6 protein-coding genes and 1 pseudogene are annotated in these 13,925 nt (G+C 43.2%); 1 reads left to right on the forward strand and 6 read right to left on the reverse strand.

Translation table 11 applies throughout. From position 1 onward, the window contains the following. The 4 genes from D7V32_RS12805 to D7V32_RS12820 all read right to left on the reverse strand — a co-directional run. On the reverse strand, positions 1 to 4,722 hold a 4,722-nt coding region (locus tag D7V32_RS12805), incomplete at its 3' end, for an Ig-like domain-containing protein (protein WP_120403240.1). Between the two features lie 428 nt (positions 4,723 to 5,150). Continuing rightward, entirely contained in the window at positions 5,151 to 6,650 is a 1,500-nt protein-coding gene (locus tag D7V32_RS12810) for a cation:proton antiporter (RefSeq protein WP_120403241.1), read from the reverse strand. Between the two features lie 280 nt (positions 6,651 to 6,930). Next, entirely contained in the window at positions 6,931 to 7,836 is a 906-nt protein-coding gene (gene ypfJ, locus D7V32_RS12815; RefSeq protein WP_120403242.1) for a KPN_02809 family neutral zinc metallopeptidase, read from the reverse strand. 46 nt (positions 7,837 to 7,882) lie between these two features. Further along, positions 7,883 to 8,809, reverse strand: a complete 927-nt coding sequence (locus D7V32_RS12820) for a DUF808 domain-containing protein (RefSeq protein ID WP_120403243.1) — start codon at positions 8,807 to 8,809, stop codon at positions 7,883 to 7,885. A gap of 189 nt (positions 8,810 to 8,998) precedes the next feature. On the opposite strand from D7V32_RS12820, the gene trpS reads away from it, so the two are divergent. Continuing rightward, positions 8,999 to 10,012, forward strand: coding sequence for a tryptophan--tRNA ligase (gene trpS, locus D7V32_RS12825; RefSeq protein ID WP_120403244.1), 1,014 nt, complete (start codon positions 8,999 to 9,001; stop codon positions 10,010 to 10,012). A gap of 350 nt (positions 10,013 to 10,362) precedes the next feature. Here trpS and D7V32_RS12830 read toward each other — a convergent pair. Further along, positions 10,363 to 11,813, reverse strand: a pseudogene (locus tag D7V32_RS12830) (capsule assembly Wzi family protein). 262 nt (positions 11,814 to 12,075) lie between these two features. Further along, positions 12,076 to 13,605, reverse strand: a complete 1,530-nt coding sequence (lysS, locus tag D7V32_RS12835) for a lysine--tRNA ligase (protein ID WP_120403245.1) — start codon at positions 13,603 to 13,605, stop codon at positions 12,076 to 12,078. Positions 13,606 to 13,925: the final 320 nt, after the last annotated feature.

The following is a 13,925-nucleotide window of genomic DNA, read 5'->3' on the forward strand; positions in this document are numbered from 1 at the left end:
TGCTGTCGCAGGGTTGCCCGCTTTATCCGTTGCAGTTGCGGTATACGTGCCTTCTGGAGCTGGCGCTGGAACTGTTGCAGTAAATGAACCGTCTGGATTTACTGTTACTGGAACAGTGTTGCCTGATGGATCTTTCACCGTTACTGTCGCGCCTGGCTCTGTTTTACCCGTCACTGTTGCTGTGCCGTCAGTGTTTGGTTTGACATCAAAATTATCAATAGCTGGAGGCTGTGTATCTACAGTTGTCAATTTTTCTGTAACTGCAGCTGCAGCACCTTTGTTACCAGCAAGGTCTGTATAGCTGTCTTGAGCCAAAGAAACGGTTACATCTACAGGAGCGCCAGTGTTCCCAATTGGAGTTACTTTTGCAGTCCATGTATCATCTGACTGCTTAACAAAATTGCTTAATGCAGCATTTGCAACAGTCAAATCAGCCTGCTCAAAACCTGTAACTTTTTCGCTGAACTTAATTACAACATTACCGTTTGCATCTAGCGTGATTTGCGCTGTAGGTGCAGTTAAATCAGTTCCTTGAACTGTTTGAGATACAAAACCTCCTGAACCATTGTTGCCAGCCAAGTCTGTATACGTATCTTTATCGATATAAACCACGACTAGGCCTGCAGCGCCTGTTGTATTCTCTGCAACGACTTTTCCAGTCCAGCTGCCATCTGGCTGCTCAGCTAAACCGCTTACAATTCCGCCAGTCACTTTGACATCAGAAGCATCAAAACCTTTTACTGGCTCATTAAACTTGATCACTAAATTGCCGTTCGCATCTAGTGTAAGCGTTGGCGTTGGTCCAGTTGAATCAACACTTGGAACAGTTTGAGTTGCTGTCGCTGCTGTACCTGGGTTGTCCGCAAGGTCAGTATATGAGCCTGCAGGAATCGTTAGATCTACTTTACCTGGAACGCCAGTAGCGCCATTTGCAGTTACTGTGCCTGTCCAGCTGCCATCTGACTGCTGTGTCAGGTTTTCAAGCTTGCCGCCTGAAACTTTCACGTCCAATGCATCAAAGCCTTTTACTGGCTCACTGAATGTAATTGTTACATTGCCAGCAGCATCTACCGTAATCGCTGCAGCAGGCGCAGTTGTATCTACACTTGGCACATCTGCGCCTGTCACGCTTGAGCCTTTACCGGCATTGCCTGCCGTATCCTTATACGAACCGTCCGCAATAGTAATATCTACTTTGCCTGTCGCGCCAGTTGTACCGTCAGCAACAACTTGACCTTTCCAGCTGCCATCTGACTGCTGCGTTAAACCGATCAAAGTACCGCCTTGAACTTTTACATCCGATTTATCAAAGTCTTTTACTGCTTCGCTGAATGTAATAACGATTTCACCTGTCGGGCTGACAGTCAATGTTGATGTAGGCGCAGATGTATCGACTTGTGCTGTGCCTGTATCTTCCGCACCAACGTTACCCGCTTTGTCACGGGCAGAAGCCGTTACTTGATAACTGCCGTCTGGAAGCGCAGCTTTCACCGTGTAACTCCATTTACCGTCAGAAGCAACTGTCGCTGTACCTGTTTCAATGACTTTACCTGCAGCATTTTTCACTTTTACAGTGACTGTCGCTGTCGGTTCATTCACTTTGCCTTTCACTTCAGGCGTTGCATCATTGGTTAAACCAACATCTTCAACCTCTACAACTGGAGCTTGAATATCAACAATAAATGCTTTAGCAGCTGGCGCGCTTTGGTTGCCTGCCGCATCTTTAGAGATTGCTTGAAGCATGTAGTAGCCTTCAGCCAAATCACTTGAAGGTGTAAATGTCCAGCGGCCTGTAGCAGGATCAAGTTTAGCCAAGCCTGAGTCAACTGTTTTACCAGATTCATCCTGCAGGTAAATCATAACCTCCGAACTCTTCGTTGACGTGCCAGAGAATGTCGGTTTAACTTGGTTTGTTTGCGGAAGTGTTGATGATGTTGTACTTGCCGTACTCATCAGCATACGCGCTGATCCTGCGCCAAATAAATCATCAATGTCTACAGTTGGAGGAACAGTGTCAATTTCTAAACCAGAATCCGTCACTGTTGCCGGGTTGCCAGCCGCATCTTTCGCTGTCGCATTAACAGTATAACTTCCATTGGTCAGCGGAGATGTCGGCTTAAATGACCATTCACCATTGCCGTCTACTTGCGCAGTACCTGAAGCGACAACATTGCCTTGACTGTCTGTTACTTCAACAGTAACTGTTGCGCCCACTTCTGCAGAACCTTTAATCACAGGTTCAACCACATTGGTTAATGCCAGCGGTTCAATCGTTACTGTCGGCGGCGTAGTATCTACTGTTAGGCCATTGCCAGCTGCTGTCGCTTCATTGCCCGCAGCATCTTTTGCAGTCGCTTCTACAGTGTAGCTGCCATCCGGCAAATTAGCTGACGGCGTATACGTCCAGCTGCCATTTGCATCCACTGTTGCTGCGCCTGTATCAACAACCTTGCCAGCTGCGTCTTTAATTTCAACTTCGACAGCTGCGCCTTTTTCAGTCGTACCCTTAACCGCAGGCGTGGCATCATTGGTCAATGCCAATGCATCTACAGTCACTGCAGGCAATGTTGTATCAATAATCAGGCCTGATGCTGTCGCATTTGCTTTTGTTCCTGCTGCATTGGTTGCTGTTGCATCCACAGTATAAGCACCTTCTGGAAGCACCTTAGAAGCGGTATAGCTCCAATTGCCAGAACTATCTGCAGTAACCGTACCAGTATCAACAACTTTGCCAGTTTGATCTTTAATAACCACAGCCACTGAAACGCCAGCGCTGGTTTTACCAGAAACATCCGGTGTGGTATCTTTCGTCGGCTGCAGCGGATTGATGGCAATACTTAAGCCGGAAACATCAACGATTAAGCCGCTGCCATTTGCTGTTCCTTGATTGCCTGCAGGATCTGTTGCTGTTGCAGTCACGCTGTAACTGCCGTCTGTCAGCGGATTTTTAGGCGTATATGACCAGTCGCCTGACGGGCTGACTGCCGCATTGCCAGTTTCAACCACTTTGCCTGAAGCATCTTTAATTTCAACTTTTACAGAAGCGCCCGCTTCAGTTTTACCCGCCACATCAGGCGTAGAATCGTTGGTTGGCGCTAAAGGATCAATTGAAATTACTGGTGCAGAAGTATCTACACTTAGACCAAAATCCGTTGCTTTGCCTGTGTTTCCGGCTGGATCTGTTGCTGTTGCTTCGACTTTATAAGAGCCTTCAGGAAGCGGCTTGCTTGGTGTATACGTCCAATTGCCGTTGCCGTCTACAGCTGCATTGCCAGAATCCACAACATTGCCTAAACCATCTTTAATTTCAACTTTTACAGAAGAATCAGGATCAGTCTTACCAGTGAGCGCAGGCGTGTCATCATTCGTCGGCTTTAATGGATCAATTGAAATTGCAGGCAATGTCTTATCAACTTCTAAGCCTGTTTCAGTTTTAGCGGTATCATTTCCAGCAGGATCTTTAGCTGTTACATCAACTGTATATTCGCCTTCAGGAAGCGGTTTGCTTGGCGTATAAGTCCAATCGCCATTGCCGTCTACAGTGCCTTTGCCGCTATCAACAACAGCGCCATCTTTATCTTTGATCACAACATCAATGACTGCATCTGGGTCAGTCGTGCCGCCAATAACTGGTTTGTCATTGCCTGTTGGCGCTAATGGATCAATAGTCACATCAGGAGGCGTTGTATCAACAGTCAGACCGCCTTTACTTACTGATGTATCATTGCCGGCAGGGTCTTTAGCTGTTGCTTCTACAGTATATTCGCCTTCTGGAAGCGGCTTGCTTGGCGTATAAGTCCAGTTGCCGCTGCCGTCAACAGCACCTTTGCCAGAATCTACAATATCGCCATTTTTATCTCTAATCACAACGCTAATGTCAGAGTTAGGCTCATTGGTCTTACCCGTAATTGTAGGCGTAGTGTCATTGGTATCTTTGAGATCATCAATGCTCAGTGTCGGATCTGTTGTATCTACAGTGAAGTTGATTGCATCAGACTTCGGCCCTTCTTGGCCATTTACAGTCTGTGTCGCACTAATTGAATGAGCGCCCTCTGCAAGTTCAGGAACTTCCACAGTCCAAGTGCCATCAGGCTTAGCTGTCGTCTGCGCGATAACTTTGTCGCCATCATATACTTTGATCACAGCGCCTGGTTCAGCCCCAGTGCCTGACAGTGCAGGTGTCTTATCGTTTGTAGAGCCGCCATTTTCAACTTTGCCAATTTGCGGTTCTTGATTATCCATCAATACAGGCGTGCCTAATTTATTCACGGCTGCTGGAGGATTTTGTGTATCTTTATCATCATTATTTAACGCAGCGCCGACAGCGCCTGCGCCTGCAGCGCCAAGCGCCCAAGGCAAAATTACGCCAACTAAAGAGTCTTTATAAAGTAAAGGCTCAACATTTTCGAGCGGCTGGTACTGAATCACATCAGCAATTGCGCCATTCGCGTCGGTAAATTTAGCCCAGAATAAGCCGCCGTCTTCACCTTCGAAAACCAAGCTATTGTCGGAATTTTCGTTAGCAAAATAATTTTCGATAACAATCGTCTCACCGCTTTTTAGCGTGATCACCGCATTGTTGCCGTCCTTAGTAATAGATGCAACGTCCTCTTTCGGAACCTTGATTACAACGACTGAATTTTGCGTTAGGCCAACTCGGTTCGCATCTACTTGCTCTAGAACCTGGTGGCTTTCCTTCGAAATTACTGAAATTTGCGTCATGGCATGACCCTCGAATTTATAATTACGTTGTTTATGTATGATTGGTTTTTGTAATGAATTGTTTTCTCTAATTTTTTATTAAAATACAATTCATTATAAACCCTATTCTTAATAGTGTGTTTTATATCACACTTTGTTTTTATTTTGCACAATTGCATGAAAGGTATAATGATTTTATCGCGAATATTTTTTAGATTAAAAAATTTATAATTGCAATACAACAACTTATTTTATGTGACATTCATCACGTTTTTTAATATTTACTTATTACCAAATGTAAAATGATGTAAAGCCCATAACTCAAGCAATGCACATACACTGCATTATGAATACTGTAAATGCTGCTCTCAAAAAAAGCTTGAGCGCTTTAGCTGAGTTATCTCAAACATAAAGCGCCAAAGCGGCTGACCTCATCGGGATGCTGCTGTTTAGAAATTTTCAGGATTCTCTAAACGCTTAACCTCCTGTACGCGCTCAGGATTATGCACAGCAGCGACTCCATCTTCTGCTTTTTCATCGATTAAGCTTTCTGGTTTATAAACCGTAATAGTTTCATTGCCATATGCGTCTTCACCAACAACATACTGAAACCCCTTGCGGTTCATTTTATAGCATATACGCTGATACCAGCCTTTAAACCCTTTTGTTTCAGCATTCGGATTATAATAAAACGCATTCATTACTGCCGGCAGCCCCAAACCGCACACAATCCCAGAAAGCAGCACGGCAATAAATGTATAGCCAATTAATATACTGCTGTATTCACTAAGCTGCGGCACATTTGCGACAGCCAGTATTAAAGCCAATGAAATGCCGCCGCGCACACCGCCCCATGACAAAATCGCTAAACTGCCGTTATAGCTTTTATTGCGAAAGCTTGGAAAAAAGGCAAATGCCAAAAAGTTGGCTGCAAAACGCGACACATGCAAAATGAAGAATGCGATAATGCCGCCAAGAATCAAACTGACGCTTAAATCTAAAATAAACAGTTCAAGGCCAATCAGTGTAAACAAGAAAGAGTTAATAATCCCTTCAACCGTATGCCAGAAATGATTCACCTCTCGAATCTCCCGCGCTTCTAAGATTTCCTTCCAGCGGTTGCCCACAATTAAACCGCCAATTACACAAGCAATAGGCGCAGAAGCATGTGCAAATAAAGCCACTAAATACGATCCGCAAGCCAATAATGCTGTTGTTAAAATCAGCGACTCCATTTCATGTTTGCCGCGCAGCAGCCTTAATATGGCCTGACCAAATCCCCAGCCAATAATCACCGCGACAACAATTTCATACAGCAAAGTTTTGAGCACACCGAATAGCGTGATGTGCTCACCTTGCAGTACATTCATTAAAGTCATAAACAAGGCAATACACATTGCATCATTAAAGAGAGATTCGCCTTCCAGCTTCACCATTAAATGATGCGGCGCACGAACAGAACTGAGTACCCCTTTAATGCCTATCGGGTCCGTAGCGCCTAAAGCCGCCCCTAATAGCAGCAGCACCAGTAAATCTACATGCTGCCCAATAAGAAACTGATAACCATACAGCGCAAGACCGAAAAATGTTGCACACAGCACCAAAGCAATACTGGCTAAAATACTGATCGGCTTCCAATGACTTCGTAAATCCGACACCTTAAATTTCAGCGCAGAGGAAGTCAAAATAAAGCAAATGACCCCATTGATTAAAAAGTCATAAAAGTCGATATGACGCACCGCTTCTTCAATATTATGAATATTGATGGTAATAAACTGATTGCCGTTTAACAGGCTTGCGCCCCACTGCAGAATAAACACAAAAATTGCTGAAACCAGCGGTACGCCTATCGCTTGAGGAAAACCCAAAATACGCTTATTGAAAATCGTGGTTGCAATCGAAAGTGCAAAAATGACGGTAAAAACCTGTAAGAAAAAATAATTTCCCATTTCGTGTCCAGTTTGATTTGCGCAGAGGGGAAGAAATACATATATTTAGATAATAAATAGCAAAATAAAATGTATTTTTATAATAAATATTTTACATAAGATTTATTTCATCACATGTATTAGTTCCGTTTTAACACCATCAAATGATTAAAACCAAGACGAACAGCAATACCTCCGTATAAGGAGGGCAGCCCCGCAATTGAATTGATTTAGGCTGCTGCATGAAGAGGAAACACCAGCAGGCACCCTCTGCTCAATACTTAAAATATGGTTTTAGATTTTAAACAGGCTGATTAAACGTATCACAGCTGCTGACCAAACCAGATTTCAACCCATTTTGAAACCATGTCATACGCTGCTGACTGCTGCCATGCGTAAAGCTGTCAGGCACGACTTGACCTGTTGCACTTTTCTGCAAGTAATCATCACCAATTTTATGCGCAGCATCCATTGCTTCCTCAATATCCCCTTGCTCCAGGAATTGTGTGCGCGCATTATTATGATGCGCCCATACACCTGCCAGACAGTCCGCCTGCAGTTCCTGACGTACAGAAAGCTGATTGCCCTGCACCTTAGAACTCTGCGCACGCGCTTGCTGCACTTGCTGAGACACTCCCAGCAGTGTTTGTATATGATGCCCCACTTCATGCGCAACAACATAAGCCTGAGCAAAATCGCCTGCCTGATCTGCCCGGCTCAGCTCAGTTTGATTCTGCTCGCCAGAGATCCCCATTTGAGTGCGCATATCTTTAAAGAACGCCGTATCAATGTAAACTTTACGGTCTGCAGGACAATAAAACGGCCCCATTGCAGACTGAGCTGCACCGCAGCCAGAATTTACCGTGCCATTAAACATCACCAATTTGGGCGGGACATATTGCCCATTCAGCTGCTGCTGGAAAATCTGAGACCACGAATCCTCAGTATCCGCAAGAACAATACCGACAAAATCTATCGACTCCTGCTGTTCAGGTGTCGGATTATCTAAGCCTTTACTCTCTGCAGGAGAAGCTTGCTGCGTCACCTGTTTCGTCGCTTGATAAGCTTGCTGCGGATCAACACCAAAAAATTTCCATGCCACAAACGCCACAACCAGCCCCACAATACTGATGCCGCCAGCTTTAGCGCCGCCACCGCCTCGGCGGTCTTCTACATTACTGCTTACTCTTCGGCCTTTCCAGCGCATAGCAATATTCCTTATATCAAATATTTGAAACCCGTATTTTTACAGATTAATTCTTTTGCGGTTTTGACCATACTTTTTGAATTGCTGACACAACAACCAAGACAATTAAACCTGCAATAAAACCCACTGCCAAATTAATTAAAGTCGGCGTCAGCGCTCCAAAAATGCTTCCAACTGTTGGAATATGTTCAGCATAATCAACTGAACCCTCAATAAAATGATGCAGCAGCGGTACGCCATGCGTAATAATGCCGCCGCCGACCAGAAACATCGCAATCGTGCCGACGACCGTCAGTGTTTTCATTAATTTAGGTGCAAATGCAAGCAAACCTTGACCAATCGTTTTTTTAAATTGTGAAGCCTGCTGCGTTAAATGCAGTCCCAGATCATCAATTTTCACAATCATTGCAACGAAACCGTAAACGCCAACCGTCATCAGAATTGCAATCACCGACAGCACCATAACCTTGGTGGTAAATGCAGCCGCAGCAACAGTGCCCAATGAAATAACCACAATTTCTGCAGATAAAATAAAATCTGTCCGTATAGCGCCTTTCACTTTATCCTTTTCAAATGCAGCCAAATCAGTTTCAATCTGGATTAATTCTTCCCGTGCATCATCTTCAGTTTTGGCTTTTTTATGATGCAAACTATGCAATACTTTTTCTACACCCTCATAACATAGAAATAGACCGCCAATCATCAAAAGCGGCGTGATCAGCCAAGGCGCAACAACACTGATCAGCAATGCCGCTGGAACCAATATGAGTTTATTGATAAAGGACCCTTTGGCCACAGACCAAACCACCGGCAGCTCCCGGTCAGAACGCACGCCGCTCACCTGCTGCGCATTTAATGCTAAATCATCGCCCAGAACACCGGCGGTCTTTTTTGCTGCCATTTTACTCATCACCGCAACATCATCTAAAACCGCTGCAATATCATCGAGCAAAATTAATAAACTGCTGGCCATTATTTTTATTCCTTGTACTTTAGCCTTGTATCTTAATGTTGATTGATTAGAAATTCTGTATTTTATTTTATAAATTCAAACAAAAAAATTTCTTCCGCTTTTTATACTGCTGACATTAAAAAAAATTATGCCGTACAATGTAGCCATTGTGAAATTTAGACGTCATTTAGACAGACTTTGGAATAGATAATGAGTACTTTAGATAATCGTCCAGTAATTTTAACTGGTGACCGTCCGACTGGACAATTACACCTTGGCCATTTTGTCGGTTCTTTGCGTTCACGTGTAGGTTTACAAGACTCTCATCACCAGCATCTCTTATTGGCGGATGCACAGGCATTTACAGACAATGCTGATAATTTTGAAAAAGTACGCCGCAATATTATCGAAGTCGCAACAGATTACTTAGCTGTTGGCATTGATCCGGCAAAGACAACCATTTGTGTGCAATCTGCACTGCCGGCACTGAATGAACTGACTATGCTGTATCTCAACTTTGTAACGGTTTCTCGCTTAGAGCGCAACCCGACCATCAAGTCTGAAATTCAAATGCGCGGTTTCGAACGTGATATTCCAGCAGGTTTCCTATGCTATCCGATTGCCCAAGCTGCGGATATCACAGCATTTAAAGCAACTGTCGTACCTGTTGGTGAAGATCAAATCCCAATGATTGAACAAACCAATGAAATCGTGCGCCGCCTAAACCGCCAAATTGGCCATGACTTACTGCCTGAATGTAAAGCCTTGCTTTCAAATATGAGCCGCTTGCCAGGCTTTGACGGCAAAGCAAAAATGTCGAAGTCTTTGGGCAATACCATTGTGCTTGATGCTTCTGATAAAGACATTAAGAAAGCCGTGAATGCAATGTACACTGACCCGAACCACCTTCGTATTGAAGATCCAGGTCAAGTTGAAGGCAATATTGTATTTACTTACCTAGATGCATTCGATCCAAATAAAGAAGAAGTTGAAGAGTTAAAGGCGCACTACCGCCGCGGCGGCTTAGGTGACGGCGCTGTGAAAAAACGTCTTGAAGGCGTACTGAAAGAACTGATCACCCCAATCCGTGAGCGCCGCATGGAGCTTGCAAAAGACCCTGATTACATCATGGACATCTTAAAACACGGTACAGATAAATGCCGCGATATCACGCAGCAGACGCTTGATGAAGTTAAACAAGGTTTAGGTGTATTTCACTTCTAATCCTATTCAAGCTTAATTTCTCAAATAAAAAGCCTTTCTATCATGAAAGGCTTTTTATTTGACACTCGTCACACAAATCTCGATTTCTTAACGTTTAGTAACATCGTGTAACCTGAATACTCATGAACTGACTGACCATTCATCTTATGATGAATCATGCATTAGGGATTCCCTCCCTAAGTCATAACATTTCTCCTTTACCGAGACTGCGTAAGCAGTTTTGTTGTTATACGCAATGACAACCCCAATCATTGCGTATTTTTTTTGCCAAAATTAACGATCCATCCATGACTTTATAAATAATGCGCAATAAAAACCCCGTAATCAAGACGGGGATTTTATTGCTGTCATTAATAGCTGAATAAACGCTTATCCAGCGGCAATTCCACACCAATTGAGGCGCCAGCATCATTACCTTGACGATCTGAATCGCTCACCCAAGCATTAATCTTAAGCGGAATATCTGAACGCAGCTGATGTGTCCACGTCAAATCCAATGCTTTTATTTCATCCTGTACAGGAAATGCCGCATTATTCAACGCTGCACGATTACTTTCAGACACTTTAGCAAACAATGCACGCCCATTTAAACGGTTTAAAGGATCAATACGGATACTGCCGCCAGCAGAAATCATTTGACCATCTCCGCCCATAGCATGGCCTAATGAAAAACCATGCTGATAATAGCCATCTGTATAAATATGATGATTATAGGTAATACCCCGAGATTCACCATTCGTACGGGTATCGGCCAATTCTGCATAAAGCTGATACGGCATATTGTTATATGCTGAAGAGAAATCCACGCCTGCTAAATAGAACTTTTTCGAAGGCAAACCGCCCGCTTCATCCTCACCGGCAAATTGCCCGTACAAGCTGACAGGAACGTTCAGCAATGAACTCAAATTAACCGCGCATCAAAGCCTGCTATTTGATTGGATGGGTCTACAGTATCTCCATACACATTATCCTTTCCAACCAATGCATCCCAAAATGAGCCAAAACTTTCTGAACGCCCTTCCCCTCCCCATTGAAATGCACGTGATGCGCCAATTTCTATATACGGTGCAGGCTGTGCAGTAAGTCGCAGACCTATCAATTTGGCATTCGGAACAGCTTTATAATCATCCAGCTGGCCTGCAAATACTTGGTACTGCCAAGGACCAATCCATGACAGCCATTTGCTCTCAAATGCTTTTTGTTCAGCACGCTGTGCTGTAAAACCATATACAGGTCGGCTAGCATCACCGCGGATTAAACTGCCATCATGACCTGGACCCCAATAAACTGGAATTTGACCAGCAATTAACCATTGATTCCATAACTTGCCCGCAATATATGAGCCTTCAGCATTAACCTCTTGATCATTATCAATTTGCTGTTTGTCTTCTACATTTACGCGTAAACGGCCATCCCAGTTCTGGCTGCCGCCATTCAGCTCTAAAGCTGCCTGATATTGCGCTTTTTGATGATCACCAAAATTTTGCGGCAGATTTTTAGGATCTGTTTCTGCAAACAATTCTGCTTTTAATAAAGCATTTTCTGCGCTTAATTGAGTTTTGAGTGATTGAATGACTTTTTGCTGTGCAGCCGTACTGACTTTTGCGGATATCAAAGCACGCTGAATTTCATCACCGCTCAAAGGCCATGTTGAGGTGCTGACTTGAATGACACCCTGCTGGTTCAGCCAATTTAAATCTGTGCGCAAATTTTCATCATTCAGCACAATACCTTGCGCCCAAACAGGCGAAGTTACAGCAAAAGAAAGCATCATCAATGCTTTATTCAATCGTTTCAGCATAATATAATTTAAATCGTGTACGCATTTTGACCAAATATTTTGCTATTATTTAATGATATATAACATTATTTTTACACTTTAAAACAAAACAAATACCATTAAAACACACCAAAACAACATATTTTATGCTCAACTTTTCCACCAATAAAAATAACTTTTTCAAAACAAACTTAAAGCATCATTACATTTATTTTTCCATTGAAAAACAGAATTTTAAGACAATAAAAAACCCGCTTAATGCGGGTTCTTTATTCTTCACAGCTTACGCATTTTTATGACGCATATGCGGGAATAAAATAACATCACGAATACTTGGCGCATTTGCAAACAGCATCACTAGACGGTCAATACCAATACCTTGACCCGCTGTAGGAGGCAAACCATATTCTAAAGCTTCAACAAAGTCTGCATCGTAATGCATTGCTTCATCATCACCCGCATCTTTTTCTGCAACTTGCGCTTGGAAACGCTCAGCTTGGTCAATTGGATCATTCAGCTCTGAGAAGCCATTTGCCAATTCACGTCCGCCAATAAAGAACTCAAAGCGGTCCGTAATATGCGGATTGTCATCATTACGGCGCGCCAGCGGAGAAGTTTCGGCAGGATATTCAGTAATAAATGTCGGCTGACGAAGCTTTGTTTCAACCGTTTCTTCAAATACGATGGTTTGCAGCTTGCCTAAACCAAAACCTGGCTTCACTTGCTCTTTCAATTCATTTTTTACGAAGTCGGCAAGGAATTCACGGTCACCTACATTTTCAGGCGTGAACTCTGGATTATGTTCAAGAATCGCATCAAACATCGAAATTTTCTTGTATGGACCTTTGAAGCTATACACTTCTTCACCATAAGGCACATCGGTAGAACCCAAAATGTCGATGGCTAATTTTTCTAGCATCTTCTCAGTGAGTTCCATCAAATCTTTATAATCTGCATAAGCTTGATAGAATTCAATCATCGTGAACTCTGGGTTATGGCGTGTCGAAACACCTTCGTTACGGAAGTTGCGGTTAATCTCGAATACACGTTCAAAACCGCCAACCACTAAACGTTTTAAATACAGCTCTGGCGCAATACGTAAAAACAGCGGCATATCCAATGCATTATGATGTGTTTCAAATGGACGGGCAGATGCGCCGCCAGGAATCACATGCATCATTGGCGTTTCAACTTCCATGAAACGTTCATTGGTTAAGTACGCACGAATACCAGACACCACTTTTGCACGAATTTCAAAAGTTTTACGTGTTTCTTCGTTCACGATTAAATCTAAATAACGCTTACGGTATTTAACTTCCGTATCTGTTAAACCGTGGAATTTATCTGGAAGCGGACGCAGTGATTTCGTCAAAAGTTCAAAATGCTCGATATGAACATAAAGGTCACCCTTGCCAGAACGGCCAATATAACCGCCGACAGCAATAATATCGCCAAGGTCTAAACCTTTGATTGTTTCTAAAACTTCTGGCGCTAATTCTTTACGCGCCACATACAGCTGAATACGGCCAGTCATATCTTGAATCACCATGAATGAACCGCGGTTCAGCATGACACGGCCAGCGACTTTCACATACACTTTTTCGCCAGCTTCGATTTCTTCTTTCGTTTTTTCCGCAAACTGATCTTGCAAATCCTGCGCATAATGTTCGCGCTTAAAAGTATTCGGCCAAGGGCTAACACCCGCCGTTTTCGCCTGTTCTTCAATATGCTTTAACTTGGCATGACGCTGTGCAATTAAATCGTTTTCGGAAATTTGCTGTTCAGAAGTCGATTGAGCGTTATGTTGCGTCATCTCTGCCTCGTATATGATCGTAAAATTGGAAGTTGCATAGCATAGCAGATTTACCTGCCAATTCGAAGAATTGAAACTGAAATCCGCCGCCATTTCACCATTTTAAATCAACGAGGCTGATTTTTATCTCACTTAAGCGCATATTCATCAATTTTCAGCACCGTAAAAAAATAAATTTTGCATCTCTAATCCATCATTTTATGAGTAAAAAATACCGGCTGATTCTCTATATGAACTTTAAATCCGCCATGCATATTCATGCGGATGACTGCGTTATTTTAAGTATTTTTAAACACATGCACTGGCTATTAGCCCTTAGT

The sequence above is a fragment of the Acinetobacter tianfuensis genome (genome assembly GCF_003611465.1).
Lineage (GTDB): Bacteria > Pseudomonadota > Gammaproteobacteria > Pseudomonadales > Moraxellaceae > Acinetobacter > Acinetobacter tianfuensis.